We start from the raw sequence: 17,401 nt of genomic DNA, 5'->3' as shown, positions 1-17,401 counted from the left end.
CACTCGCCTAGGAGACCAGCAGTGACCACTCTCGAGCAGAGCCGCAAACTCGTCACCGAGATCCCGGGCCCCGGGTCCGTCGAACTGAGCAAGCGCAGGGTCGCGGCGGTGTCGCACGGCGTCGGTGTCACGATGCCCGTCTACACGGCGCGGGCAGGCGGCGGGATCATTGAGGACGTCGACGGTAACCGGCTGATCGACCTGGGCTCGGGCATCGCGGTGACGACGATCGGTAACGCCTCACCACGCGTGGTCGAGGCGGTGCAGGCCCAAGTCGCCGACTTCACCCACACGTGCTTCATGGTGACGCCCTACGAGGAGTACATCGCCGTCGCGGAGCACCTCAACCGGCTCACCCCGGGGTCCTACGAGAAGCGCTCGGCACTGTTCAATTCCGGGTCCGAAGCGGTGGAGAACGCGATCAAGATCGCCCGCTCGTATACCCGCAAGACCGCGGTGGTGGCCTTCGACCACGCCTACCATGGGCGCACCAACCTGACGATGGCGCTGACCGCCAAGTCGATGCCCTACAAGAGCGGGTTCGGACCGTTCGCCCCGGAGATCTACCGCGCCCCCCTCTCCTATCCCTTCCGCGACGGCCTGATCGACAAGGAGTGGGCCACCGACGGCGAGCTGGCCGCCGAGCGGGCGCTGAACATCATCGACAAGCAGATCGGCGCGGCCAACCTCGCCGCGGTGATCATCGAGCCGATCCAGGGCGAGGGTGGGTTCATCGTTCCCGCGCCGGGCTTCCTGCCTGCGCTGCGGGCCTGGTGTTCGGACAACAACGTGGTGTTCATCGCCGACGAGGTGCAGACCGGATTCGCCCGCACCGGAACGATGTTCGCGTGCGAGGACGAGGGCATCGAGCCGGACCTGATCGTGACGGCCAAGGGCATCGCCGACGGTCTGCCGCTGTCGGCGGTGACCGGGCGCGCCGAGATCATGGACGCTCCGCATGTCAGCGGTCTCGGCGGCACCTATGGCGGCAATCCGTTGGCGTGTGCGGCCGCGCTGGCGACCATCGAGACCATCGAGCTCGACGGGCTGGTGGATCGGGCCAAGCAGATCGAAGCGCTGATGAAAGACAAGCTCGGTCGGATGCAGGCCGACGACGACCGCATCGGTGATGTGCGCGGCCGCGGTGCGATGATCGCCGTCGAGTTGGTGAAATCGGGTACCGCAGAACCGGATCCGGAGCTGGCCAAGACACTGGCGGCCAGGGCGCACGCCCAGGGTGTGGTGGTGTTGACGTGTGGCACCTACGGAAACGTGCTGCGGTTCCTGCCGCCGCTGGCCATCAGCGACGAGCTCTTGGTCGAGGGCCTCGACGTGCTGGCCGAGATTCTCGCCGCACTCTGATGGTCCGCAATTTCATTGACGGCGAGCTCGTCGACTCAGTGAGCGGGGCGACGATGCCGATCGTCGACCCGTCTACTGGCGAAAAATACGGCACCGCACCCGTTTCCAACGAACAGGACATCGACAACGCGTACGCCGCGGCGAGCCGGGCGTTCACCGACTGGAAGCTCACCACACCGTCACAGCGGCAGAAGGCGCTACTGGGGTTCGCCGACGACGTGGAGAGAGCGGCCGCTGACCTGGTGGCCGCCGAGGGCCGCAACACCGGTAAGCCCAATCACGTCACGCTGGCCGAGGAAATCCCTCCGATGGTCGACCAGATCAGGTTCTTTGCCGGTGCGGCAAGGATTTTGGAAGGAAAGTCGGCCGGTGAGTACATGGCCGACCACACGTCGTGGATCCGCCGTGAGCCGGTCGGGGTGATCGGTCAGGTCGCGCCCTGGAACTACCCGATGATGATGGCGATCTGGAAGTTCTGCCCGGCCATCGCCGCGGGCAACACCGTCGTCCTCAAGCCGAGTGACACCACCCCGGTCACCACCGTGATGCTGGCCGAGATCGCCGCACAGCACTTCGGGCCCGGTGTGCTCAATGTCGTCTGCGGGGATCGGGTGACCGGCGCGGGCGTCGTGGCGCATCCGACTCCGCAGATGGTGTCGATCACCGGATCGGTCGCCGCGGGCCGTGCGGTCGCGGTCAGCGCCGGCGGGCATCTCAAACGCACTCACCTCGAACTCGGCGGTAAGGCACCGGTGATCGTGTTCGACGACGCCGATATCGCCATCGCCGCAGCCGGAATCGCGACGGCCGGTTACTTCAACGCCGGTCAGGACTGCACCGCGGCGACCCGGGTACTGGCCAGTGCCGCCGTCGCCGAGGACCTCACCGCCGCATTGGCCGAGCAGGCCAGGGGCGCGGCCACCACCTTCGGCCGGGCCGCCGACGACGAGGATGCCTGGGTGCCGCCGGTGAACAACACCAATCAACTCGATCGGGTGCTGGGCTTCTTGTCCGACGTGCCGGCGCACGCGACAGTGGCGGCTGGCGGAAATCGCCAGGGCGACAGAGGTTTCTACGTAGAGCCGACCGTGATCGGTGGCCTGCGCCAGGATGACCGGCATGTCCGGGAGGAGATCTTCGGCCCGGTGATCACCGTGCAGTCGTTCGCCGACGAGGACGAGGCCATCCGCTTGGCCAACGGCACCGAGTACGGTCTGGCCTCCTCGGTGTGGACCCGCGACGTGTCGCGGGCGATCCGCGTGTCCAACGCGCTGGACTTCGGCTGCGTGTGGATCAACACTCACATTCCACTTGTCGCCGAGATGCCGCACGGCGGCTTCAAGGCCTCGGGACACGGAAAAGATCTGTCAATGTACGGGTTCGAGGACTACACCCGCATCAAGCACGTGATGGCTTACACGGGCTGAGTTTCGCCCCGGGCTTTCGCACCAGGGCGGCGACCGACCGGCGGATCTCGTCGTCGGTCAAGCCCAGCTCGATGAGCCGGCCCAGCGCGTCGTCGGCGGGGCGGCGACACTGCTCGGCAATGAGAATGTCGACGTAGGAGTTCAATTCGTCGACGGCCGCCCGGCTCGGCAGTTCGTCGGCCCACCGCCAGAACAGCACCCGATCGTCGTCCGGCACACCCAGCCGGGTGCACAACTCGCCGATGCGGATGAAGTCGTCGTCGGGAACGAACGTTGCGGTCATGCCTTCCACAGTGGCCCGGAAACCGCGTCATACCATCCGCCTTGTGGCGGATATCGCACAGTGACCTCGATTACGCCAGAAGCCACCTACCGCTCAGTGGCGGCAGGTGGCTCCTGGTCGAACTTCCTAGTGCGCGACGGGCGTCCGGCGCGAGCCGCCGAACATGTCGCGCCAGCTGCGACGCCGGCGGGGCTCGCCTTCGACGTCGTCAGCGACCTGACGTCCGTGATGGCGATGCCCTTCGACCACCGGCTCCGTAGGCGCAGCGGCGACCGGCGCCGCGCCTACCGGCTCAGCGGCATAGGTGTCGGCGCCCGCGGGACGAGTCGCGTAGCGGACGTCGCGCAAGCTGCGCACCGACACTCGACCCAACGCCATGGCGCCGAAGAAGATGATCAGCGAGCCGAGCCCGCTCCAGAACATCAGCTCCAGCGCGACCTGGCCGGCGGTGCTGCTTGCTACCGGCCCCCCGAAGTCACCGAGGCCCCAGGGGCTCGCGAACAGTCGGCCGACCACGAACCACGCGCCGGCGATTACCGCGAGCCAGCCACCGAGCACCGCGGTGGCCCGGTTTCGCGACATCAACAGCAGCAAGCCACCCAATACCGCCACCGCGCCGGGCAAAACCTCGAGCCAGCCACGGGCCGTGGTCCACGTCCATGGCGTATCCGGGTCGTAGGCGAAGTTGAAATACGGCCCGACGAAGGGAATCAGCGCTCCCCACAGTCCGAGCAGGACAAGCAGAAAACCACTGGCCGCGCCTCTGCTACGCGCGATTTCCATCCGGCCCGCGCGCGGGTCGAGGCGGGTGTCTACGTCTCTCATGACAACTCCTTGGCTCAAGGGTGCATCCCGTGATGAACCTCGGGTACCCCTGCGCCACGGGCCTCTAACGAAGTCGGAGCAGCGGACAGAGAGCAAGTTCACAGCCCCGGTTCCTAGCCTCGGGGTCGACCGAGGAATAACGTTAGTTTTGCTAACGTAGTTTTATTTGAGCGCAACGAAGCGCCCGCCACTTTCCTCTTCCCTAGCTTGTCAATGGAGTCTCGTCATGCCGACTGATACTCGCGAAGCCCGTTTCGAGCAGCGCGTTGCCGATCTCTACGCGACCGACCCTCAGTTCGCCGCCGCCGCGCCCGACCCCGAGGTGACCGCGGCCGCCGATCAACCCGGCCTGCGCCTCCCCGACCTCATCAAGACCATCTTCGAGGGCTACGCCGACCGCCCCGCGCTCGGCCAGCGCGCCGTGCGATTCGTCCGGGACGCCCAGACGCAGCGCACCACCCCCGAACTGCTGCCGCAGTTCGACACGATCACCTACCGCCAAGTGTGGGATCGCGTCCAGGCGGTCGCCGGCGCCTGGTCCGCCGGTCCGGTCACCGCGGGCGACCGCGTCGCCATCCTCGGGTTCACCAGTGTCGACTACACCGTCATCGACATCGCCCTGACGCAACTGGGCGCGGTGTCCGTGCCGCTGCAGACCAGTGCTGTCGTCGCGCAACTGCAGCCGATCATCGCCGAGACCGAGCCGGTCGTCGTCGCGTCGAGCATCGACTACCTCGATGACGCGGTCGAGCTCGTGTCGGCCGGGCCGGCCCCGAAACGGTTGGTGGTCTTCGATTTCCGACCCGAGATCGACGACCAGCGTGACGCGCTGACCGCCGCCAGGGAGCGGCTAGACGGCGTCGAGGTGGTCACACTCGCCGACGAAATCGGCCGAGGCGCCGGCGCATCCGTCGCGATCGCCGACGCCGGCGAGGACGACCCGTTGGCCCTGTTGATCTACACCTCCGGCAGTACCGGCGCCCCGAAGGGCGCGATGTACCCGGCCCACAAGGTGGCCGACATGTGGCGCGCGGCCGCGGGACACTGGGACGACAGCCACGGCGCATTCCCGTCGATCGTGTTGAGCTTCATGCCGATGAGTCACGTGATGGGGCGCGGCGCTCTGTACGGGTCGCTCAGTTCCGGTGGCACAGTGTATTTCGCCGCCCGCCCCGATTTGTCGACATTCCTGGAAGATCTGGCACTGACCCGCCCGACCCAGCTGAACCTGGTGCCGCGGGTATGGGACATGATCCACCAAGAAGTCCAGAGCGAGATCGACCGCAGCGGCGCCGAGAAAGCACAGGTGTTCGCCGAGAAGCGGGTCAGCCTGTTGGGCGGCCGATTCGTCTCCGTGATGACCGGTTCGGCGCCGATCGCGCCCGAACTCAAATCGTGGGTCGAGGACTTCCTGGACATGCACCTGGTCGAGGGTTATGGATCCACCGAGGCTGGCGCGGTGTTCGTCGACGGCGTGGTGCGCCGCCCACCCGTCACCGACTACAAGCTGGTCGATGTTCCCGAGTTGGGCTACTTCGGCACCGACCTGCCGCACCCCCGGGGCGAGCTGCTGGTGAAGTCGACGCAGCTGTTCCCCGGCTACTACAAGCGGCCAGAGATCACCGCAGCGATGTTCGACGAGGACGGCTACTACCGCACCGGTGACATCGTCGCCGAGACCGCTGCCGACCATTTGCAGTACGTCGACCGGCGCAACAACGTTCTCAAGCTGTCGCAGGGTGAATTCGTCACGGTCTCCAAGCTCGAGGCCGCCTTCGGACGCAGCCCCGTCGTGCACCAGATTTACCTGTACGGCAACAGCGCTCGGCCCTACCTGCTGGCCGTCGTCGTACCGACCGCTGAGGCCGCCGCCGCCCACGATGCGACGGAACTCAAGGCGCTGATCGCCGAGTCGCTGCAGGAGGTGGCCCGCGGCGCCGGATTGCAGTCCTATGAGATTCCACGGGACTTCCTCATCGAGACAACGCCTTTCACGATAGAAAACGGACTTCTGACCGGTATCCGCAAGCTCGCATGGCCCCGGCTGAAGGAACGCTACGGGTCGGCACTCGAGCAGTTGTATGTCGATCTGGCCGACGGGCAGGCCGATGAACTGCGGGCGCTGCGGCAGAGCGGCGCCGATGCACCAGCGCTGGAGACCGTCACCCGCGCCGCCGGCGCGCTGCTGGGGGCGGCGACAGCAGACCTGCAATCCGATGCCCACTTCACCGATCTCGGCGGAGACTCGCTGTCGGCGTTGACATTCGCCAATCTGCTCGACGAGATCTTCGGCGTCGAGGTCCCGGTGAGCGTGATCGTCAGCCCGGCCAACGACCTGCAGGCCATCGCCGGCTACATCGAGGCGCAGCGCGGCTCGGGAAGCAAGCGCCCGACGTTCGCCTCCGTACACGGCGCCGGGGCCACCGAAGCGCACGCCCTTGATCTCACGCTGGATCGCTTCGTCGACGGCGCCACCCTGGCCGCCGCGCCGCAGCTGCCCGGACCGGCCAGCGAGATCCGAACTGTATTACTCACCGGCGCAACCGGATTCCTCGGACGCTACCTGGCGCTGGACTGGCTGGAGCGGATGAACCTGGTCGACGGCAAGGTTATCTGCCTGGTACGCGCGAAGGACGACCAGGCCGCGCGCGCCCGCCTGGACGCCACGTTCGACAGTGGTGACCCCAAGCTGCTGGCGCACTACCGGCAGTTGGCCGCCGAGCATCTCGAGGTGATCGCCGGCGACAAGGGCGAGGAGAACCTCGGTCTGGACCCGCAGACCTGGCAGCGACTGGCCGACACCGTCGACCTGATCGTCGATCCGGCCGCACTGGTCAACCACGTGCTGCCCTATCGGGAGCTGTTCGGGCCCAACGCTGTTGGTACCGCTGAACTCATCCGGATCGCTTTGACCACCAAGCAGAAGCCGTTCATCTACGTGTCGACGATCGGCGTGGGCGCCGGCATCGCGCCGGGGCGATTCACCGAGGACGGTGACATCCGCGAGATCAGCGCGACCCGGGCGGTCGACGACTCGTACGCCAATGGTTACGGCAACAGCAAATGGGCCGGCGAGGTGCTGCTCCGTGAGGCCAACGACCTGTGCGGTCTGCCGGTCTCGGTGTTCCGCTGCGACATGATTCTGGCCGACACCACTTACGGCGGACAGCTCAACCTGCCCGACATGTTCACCCGCATGATGCTGAGCCTGGTGGCCACTGGAATCGCCCCGGCGTCGTTCTACGAGCTCGCCGCCGACGGCAACCGCCAGCGCGCCCACTACGACGGTCTCCCAGTTGAATTCATTGCCGAGGCGATCTCCACGCTGGGTTCGTCGGTGACCGAAGGGTTCGAGACCTACCACGTCATGAACCCCTACGACGACGGCATCGGACTCGACGAGTTCGTCGACTGGCTGATCGAGGCCGGCTACCCGATCCAGCGGATCGCCGACTACGGCGCATGGCTGCAGCGGTTCGAGACGGCGATGCGCGCTCTGCCCGACCGCCAGCGCCAGGGCTCGCTGCTGCCGCTGCTGCACAACTATCAGCACCCGGAGCGGCCGGTCCGCGGATCGATCGCCCCGACCGAGCGGTTCCGCGCCGCGGTTCAAGACGCGAAAATCGGTCCGGACAAAGACATTCCGCATGTGTCGTCGGAGATCATCGTCAAGTACATCACCGACTTGCAGCTGCTGGGCCTGCTGTAACTCACGAAATCGACACCAGGGTCGCGATCAATCAGGATCGACGACCCTGGTGTCGCTTTCGGTGGGCGCACCTCGTCCGGCGCAGCGCAGATGCGACGAGTACTATTCGTCCAGGCTTCCAGCCCTCCGGGGGGCAGGCTGCGGCCGGTTCGGGAGCACATGCACAACGACGTAGGCCTCGCGGCGTCGATCCGGCAGTGGTGGCGCCAGCCAGATCAGTACGGCTGGCTGTCCGAATACCTGGCATCCCGCCAATTGCAGCGCTTCGCCCGTTTCATGATCGCGTCCATCGTCGTGGTCCTTGCTGCGGTGCCGATCGTGATGCTGTTCAGCCCGTCCGGACCCCAGGGTGAAGTGCACCGGGCGGCGGCAATGGTGATCTCGCTGCTGTGCGCAGGCGGCGCCGGCATCTGGTTGGCGGGTTGGCCGAGTCACCGGCAGTCCACCCTGTTCGCCCTCGGCGGCAACGTGTGCGTGACCATCGCCTGCTTGATCGCCGGTAGCCCGTTGACCGGTTTGTTGGCCTGCACCACTTTCGCTCCCCTGGCCGGCTACGTCGCCCTGTTCCATTCCAGTCGGATCCTGGCGGCCACGCTGGCCAACGCGGCGGTGGCCACGGGTGTCGCCGCGGTGCGGGTGGCCGGCGAAGGCGACGCCGCGCTGGCAGTGGGCCATGTGGTCGGCGTGGCGATCGCGGTGCTCGCGGTCCCGTTCTCGGGCCAGGTGTTGCTGCACTTCCTGACGCTGGACGCGATGATGTCGCACACCGACCCGCTGACCGGTCTGCGAAACCGTCGGGGCTTCTATCAATCCGCGCTACGGCTGGTCGCAGCAGGAGACACGCTCTCGGCGCGGTGGTTGGCCGTGGTCATGGTCGACCTGGACGGGTTCAAACAGATCAACGACACGTACGGTCACGGGTACGGGGACACGGTGCTGGTAGCGGTCGCCGACAACCTGCGACGCGCCAGCGCCATGAACGCGGTGGTGGCCCGGCCGGGCGGTGAGGAATTCCTGATCGCCGAACTGACCGCGACGGACGATCCCTCGGCGTGTGCCGAACGGTGTCGCGCCGCCGTCGCCGCCACGCCGGGCGGAGTGACGGCGAGTGTCGGCGTGGCGGCCATCGCCCTGGCCGAGATCGGCGGGGACAGCATCGCTGCGACGCTCACGCACCTCGTGGACGCGGCCGATACGGCGATGTATGAGGCAAAACGGTTGGGGGGAAACCAGATTCGCAGCAGGGCAGGCATCAGTAGGAGTCTGTGAGCTGCTCAGGAGCCCTCGCCGGAATCCTTCGACTCATGCAACACCGCCAGGATCTCGCCGATGCGATGACCGTGTTCGACCGGATGTCGCAATGGTCGATCGGCCCGGATCCGGTAGTAGTTGCGCCGCCCTTCGCGCAGCCGGTCGAGATAACCGGCTTCGACCAGGTCGGCGACGATGCGTTGGGCCGCACGTTCGGTCACCCCCACGCGCTCGGCGACGTCGCGCAAGCGGATTCCCGGATCACGCGCGATGCACAACAGGGTGTGAGCGTGGTTCGTCAGAAACGTCCACTCCGCCATACCGGAATCGTAGTTCGTCACTAGCAATACCTGAAACAACACGCGCCAGTCGACGACACGCTCATATACGACACATAATTCCCGAAGCTTGACATACGTATTTTAATACACGTAATTTGTGTCGCATGTTGACCGACTCGAACGAACTTCTCCTGATGATGTTGACCGCTCCGGCGGCGTTCGCACTGGTAGCGGCTGTTTGGAGCCCCCGCGGCGGTCGCGTGTTGGGCCGTGGCGGCGCAGTGGTCGCCGCCTTCGGCTTCCTCGCGGCGGCCGCGCTAGCCGTCGAGGCGGGGCGTGAGCCGCCCGTGACCACCGCCGTCGGCGGGCTGGTTGTGGCGGTCGATCGACTGGCCGCGGTGCTGCTGCTGCTGATATTCGGCGTCAGCACCGTGGTGCAGGTCTTTGCCATCCGGTATCTGGCCGGGGACCGGCGAGCCGCGTGGTTCACCGCCGGCGCCTCACTGCTGACGTCGGCATCAGCCGGGCTGGTCACCGCGACGACTCTGTTCGGGCTCGCGCTCAGCTGGACGATCGCAGGCGTCGCGCTCTGCTTGTTGCTGGGCATGTACTGGCATCTACCCGCCGCGCGCGACGGCGTGCGTCGCACCGCCACGGCCTTCGTGATCGGCGACTTGGCGCTGTGGACAGCTGTGGCCTTGGCGACGGCCCACTGGGGTTCGATCGACCTGCGCGCGCTGAACGTCGCAGAACGCGACGGACCGCTCGTGCCGACGATCGCATGTCTGGTGGTGATCGCCGCCCTCTCCCGATCCGCACAGTGGCCTTTCCACCGATGGTTGCCGGCCACGCTCGCTGCACCCACACCGGTGTCTGCGCTGCTGCACGCGGGGGTGGTCAACGCCGGCGGCATCCTGCTCGTACGTCTGGCGCCCGTGGTCTCCGGTGACCTGGCCCGCGCTATCACGATCGCGGCCGGTGCCGCGACCCTGACCTATGGCGCGGTGGTCATGCTGGTTAGGGCGGACGTCAAAGGCGCGCTTGCCAATTCGACGATGGCACAGATGGGTTTCATGATCCTCACCTGCGGCCTGGGCCTCTGGGCCGCGACGATCTTCCACCTCGTCGCCCACGGGTTCTACAAGGCGACGCTGTTCCTGTCGTCAGGATCAGCGATCGCTGCGCGGCGACGTGCGTCCGCACGGCCGCCGGCACGTGCGATGAGCCGGCGTCGGCGCACGCTCACCGCAGTCGGCGCCTCGGTCTTGCCGGCCCTGGCGCTGTACACAGCAGTGCAGATCGTTTCCTGGCCGCCGGGGCAGCACGCCGCCGAACAGGCCTTGCTGATCTTCGCCTTGGCTACCGGCGCGGCCGTCACCTGGGGCTGGCTGACGCGGCGCCGCAGCGCCGCCGCAGCCGTCACCGCCGCGTCAGTGCTATTCGCGGTAGCGACCGCCTATCTCGGCCTGATCACCATGACAAGCCACTTCCTCGCTCCGGCCCTGTCCACGGCCACACCGCCCGCCGCAGTCGCCTGGATCGTCGCGGCGGCTGTGAGCGCAGTGCTGGCCGGGTTGGCGGTAGTGCGATCGATGCCCGACACGGCGATCCACCGGGCGATCTATGCACGAGCCGTCAGCACCGGATACATCGCACCCTCCCTGCCCACCCCCCTGACAGGAGCACGATCATGACCGTCACCGACACCGCCACCGTCGACACCCGGCGGGCTCATCTGCGCAGCGACGTGGCACTCGCCGCCCGGGTGTTGCCCACCCACTACCCGCTGTCGACCTTCATCGCGGTCAACCCGCTGGCCGGACTGGAGACCATGCCGTTCGAACAAGCGATTCGGCGAGCCGGTGACCTTTACGGCATGCCCGGAACGCTGGCGCTGCAGGAGTTTCGCGAACTGCACCGAGCGGGGCGCATCACCGACGACGACCTCGATGCGGCGATCTCTCGCCGCTACCCGAACCTCCCCGACATGCCAGCGCTGCAGCTCGGCGCGTACGAGGTCAGACCGGTGGAGTTACTGAGGGCGGATCTTCTGCACGGGCCCGGGCACACAGAACAGGTACGCCGCTATCGGACTTTCTCCGAACAACTCGATCCGCAGGTCGCCCGAATCGTCGATGCCCAAGTCGGAAAATGGTGCGCGGCATACTTCGGTCACGGCGCCTGGCCGATGCCCGGTCGCGACGACGGGTTCTATCCGGCCTGGCGGGCGCTGGCAGCCAGCGACCACACATTGAAACGCTCTGTCCGCCAACGGCTTCGCCGGGTCGCGTCTCGCCCGGACGATGCCCTGCTGGAAGCGTTGGAGACGTTGGGCGTAGCCGAGGAAGCGCGGATCGCCTACCTGCAGGCCCATCTGACCTGCCTGCCCGGCTGGGCCGCGCACATCCAGTGGTGCAGCGGCGAAGACACCGGGATCGATCTCCTGGCGTACCTCGCCGTTCGGCTGGCCTACGAGAGCGCACTGCTCGGCGGCAACCATCAGGACCGGAGCCTGCGCCCCGCCCCAGAGCCCGCAGCGCCGTCCGCCCGCGACCGTGCTTCACATCTGGTGCGGTTCTGGGGGCTCGCCGGCGTCACCGAGGCCGAGCTCGCCGCCGCCGCTCGAGTGCTGGCAGCTCTACCGGTCACCGCGCGAGACCTGCTGTGGCAGAATGCGTTCGAAGATCACTATCGCGACCGACTGCTCAGCGAACTGCGCACCGAGCAGAACGAAACCAGCACGCCGGCGCATACACAGCTGGTGACGTGCATCGACACCCGCTCGGAGGGATTGCGCCGGCACCTCGAGCCACTCGGCGGCTACCAAACCCTCGGATTCGCGGGATTCTTCGCTGTAGCAATCAGATTCACTGACTTGCTCGGCGGGGCACCCAGTGATCTGTGCCCGGTTCTCATCGCGCCGAACTACGACATCTCCGAAGCGCCGTCCCGCGACGGAGTTGAACATGCGGCGCGTCGGATTTCCGGTGAACTCGACCTGGCAGGTGCCGAGTCGGCGTTCCACAGCGCCAAAGAGGCCCTGGCAGCACCGTTCACGCTCGCCGAAGTCGCCGGGTGGGCGGCCGCGCCCCTGTCGGCAATGAAAACGTTCACCCCCGGCTTCACGGGCGCGCTCCGTCAGCGGTTGCACCGTATCGCGGTGCCTGACGCGCCGACCAACCTGAACGTCGATGCCATACCTCTGGGTGAGCGAGCCCTCTATGCCCAAGTGGCCTTGACCACAATGGGATTGGTCAAAGGATTCGGCCGGCTCGTGGTGCTGTGCGGGCACGGCAGTTCGACGGAAAACAACCCGTACCAGGCCGCGCTGGACTGCGGGGCCTGCGGCGGACAAGCGGGCGGCCCCAACGCCCGCACCGCCGTCGCGATCCTGAACCAAACCCAGGTGCGCGAGGAACTACGCAGCGCGGGTATCGACATCCCCGACTCCACGGTTTTCGTTGCCGCCCAGCATGACACCGCCACCGACCGGGTATCGATCCTCGATCGGCATCTGATTCCGGCGGATCATCACGACGACGTCGACCGCTTAGTTGCCGACCTGAGTCGCGCCGGTGCCGACCTGGCCGCCGAACGGTGCGCGACGCTACCCGGGGCTCGGCCGGCCCTCACACCACAGCGGGCCGCACGGCACGTCGCTGCTCGGTCAACCGACTGGGCACAGGTATATCCCGAATGGGGTCTGGCCGGCAACGCGGCCTTCATCGTCGCGCCGCGTGACGTCTCAGCCGGGTTGGATCTTCAGCGACGCACTTTCCTGCACTCCTACGATCCCGATGTCGACCCTCACGGCGCCGCGTTGGAGACGATCCTCACGGCACCGCTGGTGGTCGCTCAATGGATCAACTGCCAGTACTACTTCTCCACCGTCGCACCGGCAGTCTTCGGCGCCGGAACCAAAACCATCCACAACGTCGTCGGCACCGCCGGCGTGCTGGCCGGGCACAGTGGTGACCTGCAACTGGGGCTGCCGTGGCAATCTCTGGCCGACGGCGACCGGTTGCGGCACGAACCGCTCCGGCTTCAGGCGGTGGTTCAAGCCCCTCTGAGTCGCATCGACACCATCGTCGAACGGAACCCCATCCTGCAGCACCTGTTCGGCAACGACTGGATATCGCTGGCGGCGCGCGAGACATACGGAGCGCCGTGGCAACGCTGGACCCGCAACGGCTGGCAACCCTGGTTCGAATCCCCTTCCACCCCAATAACCCTCGATGAGGAGATGATCCCATGACCGCACCCACTCTGACCAAGATGACCAAGATCGAGGTGGTGGTCCCAGGTGGCGACGCCCCCGCGGTGCGCGACCTCATCCAGAGCGTCGGCGCCACCGGATACACCAGTGTGTCAGGCGTTTCGGGCCTGGGGCACCACGGCTACCGCCAGGGTCGACTGCTCTTCAATCAGCAAGCGGCACTAGAACTGCTCATCACAGTCGTCCCGGAATCGAAAGCAGGCGCCCTCTTGGCCGGACTGCGCCCGCTACTCGACGCGTCATCCGGGGTGATGTTCGTGACCGAAACCTACGTCAGCCGGCCCGAGTACTTCAGCTGAACTCCCACTCCCATCGCAGAAAGGATCACATCATGTCCGACCCGAAAAGCGCCTGGCACCAGCTGCGCGCAGGAAACGAGCTCTTCTACGTCCCAGCCGCGGGGCGCCGCCCCAAGCCGATGAACCAAACCCCGACAGCCGCGGTGTTCCGTTGCGCGGACTCACCGGTCGGCAGCGCGATGGTCTTCGGCCAAAGCTGGGGCTCGCTGTTCGAGGTCAGCACCTGGGGACACGTCATCGACTCCGGGGTCCTGGCCACCATCGAATACGCGGTCGACACCCTGGAGGTGCCGCTCATCGTCATCCTCGGCCACGACGAATGCCCCGCGATGCATGCGGCCATGCGAGCCTGGGACGAGGCGGTGATACCAGACGGGGTCGCCAGAGTACCTGTGCAGCAAGGGATCGCGTCAATCGTGCGACGGGGTGTCGGTACCGAGTCGGTCAAAGCCGTCACTGCCGCGCACATCGTCGAGACCGGCGTCGCGCTGACCCAACGATCACCGAGCATCGCCAGCAGCATCGACACCGGGCGGTGTGCAATCGTGTGCGCCGGAATCGATTCCGACAGCGGCTACCTGCGCACCTACGCCACAATCGGGCCGGTCGGTGACGTGTCGGACACGTTGCTGGAATGCGTGTGAGCTTCAGCTGAGGGGCCAGTGCGAACGTCAGATGAGCGCGATCACCAGCAGCACGACGGCCACCAACGGGAACGCCCCCTGAGTGACCGCGGCGCGGGCCTTGTCCGGTGAGGATGCCAACAGCACGGCGGCCGCGGCGAGCATGGACCCGACACCGGCGAAGACCAGCGCGGCACCGATCCCAGTGTGCCCCAAGGCCATTGCGACGATCCCAACGACTGTGACAATCGCCAGAAACAGGTTGTAGAAACCCTGATTGAGAGCGAGCAGTTTGGTGGTCTCGGCTTCCTCAGCTGTGGTGCCGAAGACTTTGCGGGTGCGCGGCGTCGTCCAGGTCAGCGACTCCATCGTGAAGATGTAGACGTGCAGCAGCGCGGCGAGGCCGGCGAAGATCAGTGCGGCGGTGACCATCGGCGCTCCTATCACTCGAACAGGCCGGTTTGGCCGAACCCGCTGGCCCGCGGCGGAGGAACCATGCCGAGGTGGGTCCAGGCTAGCGGCGTCGCCACCCGGCCGCGGGGAGTCCGTGCAATCATCCCGGCGCGGACCAGGAACGGCTCGCACACCTCCTCGACCGTGGTGGCTTCCTCCCCCACCGCGACAGCCATCGTCGACACCCCGACCGGACCGCCGCCGAAGCTCTTGGTCAGCGCGGTGAGCACCGCACGGTCGAGCCGGTCCAGTCCGAGTTCGTCGACGTCGTAGACCGCCAGCGCGGCCTTGGCGATATCGCGGGTGATCACACCGTCGGCGCGCACTTCGGCGTAGTCACGCACGCGCCGCAACAGCCGGTTGGCGATGCGTGGCGTGCCGCGCGACCGGCGGGCGATCTCGCCGCCGGCCTCGGATCCCAGTTCGATGCCCAGGATCCCGGCCGAGCGGGCCAGTACCCGCTCCAGCTCGTGCGGTTCGTAGAAGTCCATGTGCGCGGTGAAACCGAACCGATCCCGCAGCGGTCCGGTCAGCGCTCCGGAACGGGTGGTGGCACCGACCAATGTGAACGGCGCAACCTCCAACGGAATCGACGTCGCCCCAGGACCTTTGCCCACGATCACGTCGACGCGGAAGTCCTCCATCGCCAGGTACAGCATCTCTTCGGCGGGCCGGGCGATGCGATGAATCTCGTCGATGAACAGCACATCGCCCTCGACGAGGTTGGACAGCATCGCTGCGAGGTCACCCGCGCGTTCCAGGGCCGGCCCGGACGTCACCCGCAACGCTGAGCCCAGTTCGGCGGCGATGATCATCGCCAGCGACGTTTTGCCCAGCCCCGGCGGCCCGGACAACAGAATGTGATCCGGCGTGCCGCCACGGTTCTTGGCGCCCTCGAGGACCAGCTGCAGCTGCTCGCGAACCCGTGGCTGACCGATGAACTCGCCAAGCGAACGGGGCCGCAGGCTGGCGTCGATATCCCCTTCGCCGACGGTCAGTGCCGGCGACACATCGCGGTCGGCCGCCTCGTCGTCCTCTTCGTCGAACCTGCTCACTTGGTCTTCCCCAGTAGCGACAGCGCCGCGCGCAGCGCTGTGGAGGTGTTGGCCTCGCTGTCGGCCGCCAACACCCTATCGGTGGCCTCTTCGGCCTGCTTGACTGCAAAGCCAAGTCCGACAAGGGCTTCCACCACCGGGCCGCGCACCGCGTGACCGGTGGCCGCGGTGACACCGGGACCGGCGGCGACGGGGCCGATCTTGTCCCGCAATTCGAGCACCATGCGTTCGGCACCACGCTTACCGATGCCCGGCACCCGCGTCAAGGCCGTCACGTCACCATCGGCAAGCGCCTGGCGTAGCGCGGTCGCGTCGTAGACGGCCAGTGTCGCCAGCGCGATCTTGGGGCCGACCCCGGACACTCCGAGCAGGGTCAGGAACAGGTCGCGGGCGTCGGAGTCGGCGAAGCCGTAGAGCGTCTGGGAGTCCTCACGGACGATCATCGCGGTGATCAGCCGCGCCTCGGTGCCGCGGCGCAGTGTCGCCAGCGTCGACGGGGCGGCCATCACCTTGTAACCGACGCCGGCGGCCTCGATGACGGCATGGTCGAGGGCGATGTCGATGACCTCGCCGCGCACCGAGGCGATCATGTCGCGCTCCGTGACGCCGGCGTGCGGGCCGCCTTCAGCCGAGCCTGGTATGCGCGCTTCTGCTCGGCTGCCATGGCCTCGGCTTGGGCCATCCTGGCGATCATCGGCGCGCGCCAGCAGTGGCAGATGGCCAGGGCCAGCGCGTCGGCGGCGTCGGCCGGAGTCGGTTTCTGCTGCAACTGCAGGATCCGGGTGACCATCGCGGTGACCTGAGCCTTGTCGGCGCGGCCATTACCGGTGACGGCGGCCTTCACCTCACTGGGCGTGTGGAAATGCACGTCGATCCCCCGGCGGGCAGCGGCCAGGGCGATCACCCCGCCGGCCTGCGCGGTGCCCATCGCGGTGTTGGCGTTCTGGTTGGCGAACACCCGCTCGATCGCGACGACGTCGGGCAGGTGCGTGTCCATCCAGTGGTCGACGGTGTCGCTGATGGTCAGCAGTCGGCGCTGCAACGGCTCGTCGGACGGGGTGCGCACCACATCGACGTCCAGCGCGATCACCTGGCGGCCGCCCCGACTCTCGATCACCGAGAGGCCGCAGCGCGTCAACCCAGGGTCGACTCCCATCACCCGCACGGATCGCCTTCCGAGAAACGAACAGCTGTTCGATCACAGTAGCGGCCCGAGCCGACAGGACCGGTCAGGACACGCTGTAGGGCATGCCGTCACGCATCGACTGGGCGATCTCCTCGATCCGCGCGCCAGAGCGCTTCCAGCCGGTGACCTGCTCACGGCTGACCTCTTCGCCGTCGCGCGTGGTGATGATCGTCCACGGCACGCCGCACCACTTGACCAGCAGCCAGAACGGCCACGCGAGCATGAACGGCAGGACGACCAGAAAGATCAGAAAGTCGAGGGTGGCGAAACCGGTTTCCCACGGGATCGTCTTCCACCACCAGCGACGCACTGTCCACTTGACCCCGTCGGGGTCGGTCACCGTCACCTGAGACATCGTCACCTCCAATTGT

At 66.9% G+C, this 17,401-nt stretch carries 16 protein-coding genes; 8 read left to right on the top strand and 8 right to left on the bottom strand.

The features are described from left to right. Positions 1-21: 21 nt before the first annotated feature. Both gabT and AB431_RS12680 read left to right on the top strand, forming a co-directional pair. A complete protein-coding gene (gabT, locus tag AB431_RS12685) occupies positions 22-1,362 on the top strand; it encodes a 4-aminobutyrate--2-oxoglutarate transaminase (RefSeq protein WP_047330211.1) in 1,341 nt (446 codons plus the stop codon). Continuing rightward, positions 1,362-2,789 (top strand): gamma-aminobutyraldehyde dehydrogenase, encoded by a 1,428-nt coding sequence (locus tag AB431_RS12680; RefSeq protein ID WP_047330210.1) that lies wholly within the window; start codon positions 1,362-1,364, stop codon positions 2,787-2,789. Before gabT ends, AB431_RS12680 begins: the two co-directional genes overlap by 1 nt. On the opposite strand, the gene AB431_RS12675 is transcribed toward AB431_RS12680, so the two are convergent. Both AB431_RS12675 and AB431_RS12670 read right to left on the bottom strand, forming a co-directional pair. Beyond that, complete coding sequence (locus AB431_RS12675) at positions 2,761-3,072, bottom strand: hypothetical protein (RefSeq protein ID WP_047330209.1); 312 nt, start codon at positions 3,070-3,072, stop codon at positions 2,761-2,763. The two genes, AB431_RS12680 and AB431_RS12675, sit on opposite strands and share 29 nt — an antisense overlap. A 126-nt stretch (positions 3,073-3,198) precedes the next feature. Continuing rightward, positions 3,199-3,897, bottom strand: a complete 699-nt coding sequence (locus AB431_RS12670) for a hypothetical protein (RefSeq protein ID WP_047330208.1) — start codon at positions 3,895-3,897, stop codon at positions 3,199-3,201. A 226-nt stretch (positions 3,898-4,123) separates the two neighbouring features. On the opposite strand from AB431_RS12670, the gene car reads away from it, so the two are divergent. Together car and AB431_RS31475 are read left to right on the top strand one after the other, a co-directional pair. Then, on the top strand, positions 4,124-7,606 hold the full coding sequence (car, locus tag AB431_RS12665; protein ID WP_047330207.1) for a carboxylic acid reductase: 3,483 nt from the start codon (positions 4,124-4,126) through the stop codon (positions 7,604-7,606). 159 nt (positions 7,607-7,765) lie between these two features. Then, positions 7,766-8,875 carry a diguanylate cyclase gene (locus AB431_RS31475; protein ID WP_047330206.1) on the top strand — a complete coding sequence of 370 codons (1,110 nt, stop codon included), beginning with the start codon at positions 7,766-7,768 and terminating at the stop codon, positions 8,873-8,875. Between the two features lie 5 nt (positions 8,876-8,880). Here the strand turns inward: AB431_RS31475 and AB431_RS12655 are convergent, their stop codons facing one another. Next, positions 8,881-9,177 (bottom strand): winged helix-turn-helix domain-containing protein, encoded by a 297-nt coding sequence (locus tag AB431_RS12655; protein ID WP_047333370.1) that lies wholly within the window; start codon positions 9,175-9,177, stop codon positions 8,881-8,883. Between the two features lie 125 nt (positions 9,178-9,302). Here AB431_RS12655 and AB431_RS12650 point away from each other — a divergent pair, with 125 nt between their 5' ends. Genes AB431_RS12650 through AB431_RS12635 form a run of 4 tightly spaced genes read left to right on the top strand, consistent with a single transcriptional unit; the run spans position 9,303 to position 14,357 of the window. Then, entirely contained in the window at positions 9,303-10,832 is a 1,530-nt protein-coding gene (locus tag AB431_RS12650; RefSeq protein ID WP_052960271.1) for a proton-conducting transporter membrane subunit, read from the top strand. After that, the gene (locus AB431_RS12645; protein ID WP_047330205.1) at positions 10,829-13,393 is read left to right on the top strand and encodes a DUF2309 domain-containing protein; all 2,565 of its coding nucleotides are present in this window, start codon (positions 10,829-10,831) and stop codon (positions 13,391-13,393) included. Before AB431_RS12650 ends, AB431_RS12645 begins: the two co-directional genes overlap by 4 nt. Then, a complete protein-coding gene (locus AB431_RS12640; protein WP_047330204.1) occupies positions 13,390-13,713 on the top strand; it encodes a nitrogen regulatory protein P-II in 324 nt (107 codons plus the stop codon). Before AB431_RS12645 ends, AB431_RS12640 begins: the two co-directional genes overlap by 4 nt. Positions 13,714-13,745: 32 nt before the next feature. Continuing rightward, a complete protein-coding gene (locus tag AB431_RS12635; RefSeq protein ID WP_047330203.1) occupies positions 13,746-14,357 on the top strand; it encodes a carbonic anhydrase in 612 nt (203 codons plus the stop codon). A 27-nt stretch (positions 14,358-14,384) separates the two neighbouring features. Here the strand turns inward: AB431_RS12635 and AB431_RS12630 are convergent, their stop codons facing one another. From AB431_RS12630 to AB431_RS12610, 5 genes are all read right to left on the bottom strand, one after another. Further along, complete coding sequence (locus AB431_RS12630) at positions 14,385-14,768, bottom strand: DUF1304 domain-containing protein (protein WP_047330202.1); 384 nt, start codon at positions 14,766-14,768, stop codon at positions 14,385-14,387. Positions 14,769-14,779: 11 nt separating this feature from the next. Continuing rightward, positions 14,780-15,844 carry a Holliday junction branch migration DNA helicase RuvB gene (ruvB, locus tag AB431_RS12625; protein ID WP_047330201.1) on the bottom strand — a complete coding sequence of 355 codons (1,065 nt, stop codon included), beginning with the start codon at positions 15,842-15,844 and terminating at the stop codon, positions 14,780-14,782. Next, positions 15,841-16,434 carry a Holliday junction branch migration protein RuvA gene (ruvA, locus tag AB431_RS12620; protein WP_047330200.1) on the bottom strand — a complete coding sequence of 198 codons (594 nt, stop codon included), beginning with the start codon at positions 16,432-16,434 and terminating at the stop codon, positions 15,841-15,843. Before ruvA ends, ruvB begins: the two co-directional genes overlap by 4 nt. Further along, positions 16,431-17,009 (bottom strand): crossover junction endodeoxyribonuclease RuvC, encoded by a 579-nt coding sequence (ruvC, locus tag AB431_RS12615; protein WP_047330199.1) that lies wholly within the window; start codon positions 17,007-17,009, stop codon positions 16,431-16,433. The genes ruvA and ruvC overlap by 4 nt, the downstream gene beginning before the upstream one ends. 64 nt (positions 17,010-17,073) lie before the next feature. After that, positions 17,074-17,385, bottom strand: a complete 312-nt coding sequence (locus AB431_RS12610; protein ID WP_047333368.1) for a hypothetical protein — start codon at positions 17,383-17,385, stop codon at positions 17,074-17,076. Positions 17,386-17,401 lie beyond the last annotated feature (16 nt).

The sequence above is a fragment of the Mycobacterium sp. EPa45 genome, assembly GCF_001021385.1.
Lineage (GTDB): Bacteria > Actinomycetota > Actinomycetes > Mycobacteriales > Mycobacteriaceae > Mycobacterium.
This window is presented reverse-complemented; position numbering and strand designations above follow the sequence as displayed.

Coding starts and splice junctions, on each gene's coding strand:
- AB431_RS12680 (WP_047330210.1), top strand. CDS start 1,362: ATGGTCCGCAATTTCATTGACGGCGAGCTCGTCGACTCAGTGAGCGGG.
- AB431_RS12675 (WP_047330209.1), bottom strand. CDS start 3,072: ATGACCGCAACGTTCGTTCCCGACGACGACTTCATCCGCATCGGCGAG.
- AB431_RS12670 (WP_047330208.1), bottom strand. CDS start 3,897: ATGAGAGACGTAGACACCCGCCTCGACCCGCGCGCGGGCCGGATGGAA.
- car (WP_047330207.1), top strand. CDS start 4,124: ATGCCGACTGATACTCGCGAAGCCCGTTTCGAGCAGCGCGTTGCCGAT.
- AB431_RS31475 (WP_047330206.1), top strand. CDS start 7,766: ATGCACAACGACGTAGGCCTCGCGGCGTCGATCCGGCAGTGGTGGCGC.
- AB431_RS12655 (WP_047333370.1), bottom strand. CDS start 9,177: ATGGCGGAGTGGACGTTTCTGACGAACCACGCTCACACCCTGTTGTGC.
- AB431_RS12650 (WP_052960271.1), top strand. CDS start 9,303: ATGTTGACCGACTCGAACGAACTTCTCCTGATGATGTTGACCGCTCCG.
- AB431_RS12645 (WP_047330205.1), top strand. CDS start 10,829: ATGACCGTCACCGACACCGCCACCGTCGACACCCGGCGGGCTCATCTG.
- AB431_RS12640 (WP_047330204.1), top strand. CDS start 13,390: ATGACCGCACCCACTCTGACCAAGATGACCAAGATCGAGGTGGTGGTC.
- AB431_RS12635 (WP_047330203.1), top strand. CDS start 13,746: ATGTCCGACCCGAAAAGCGCCTGGCACCAGCTGCGCGCAGGAAACGAG.
- AB431_RS12630 (WP_047330202.1), bottom strand. CDS start 14,768: ATGGTCACCGCCGCACTGATCTTCGCCGGCCTCGCCGCGCTGCTGCAC.
- ruvA (WP_047330200.1), bottom strand. CDS start 16,434: ATGATCGCCTCGGTGCGCGGCGAGGTCATCGACATCGCCCTCGACCAT.
- AB431_RS12610 (WP_047333368.1), bottom strand. CDS start 17,385: ATGTCTCAGGTGACGGTGACCGACCCCGACGGGGTCAAGTGGACAGTG.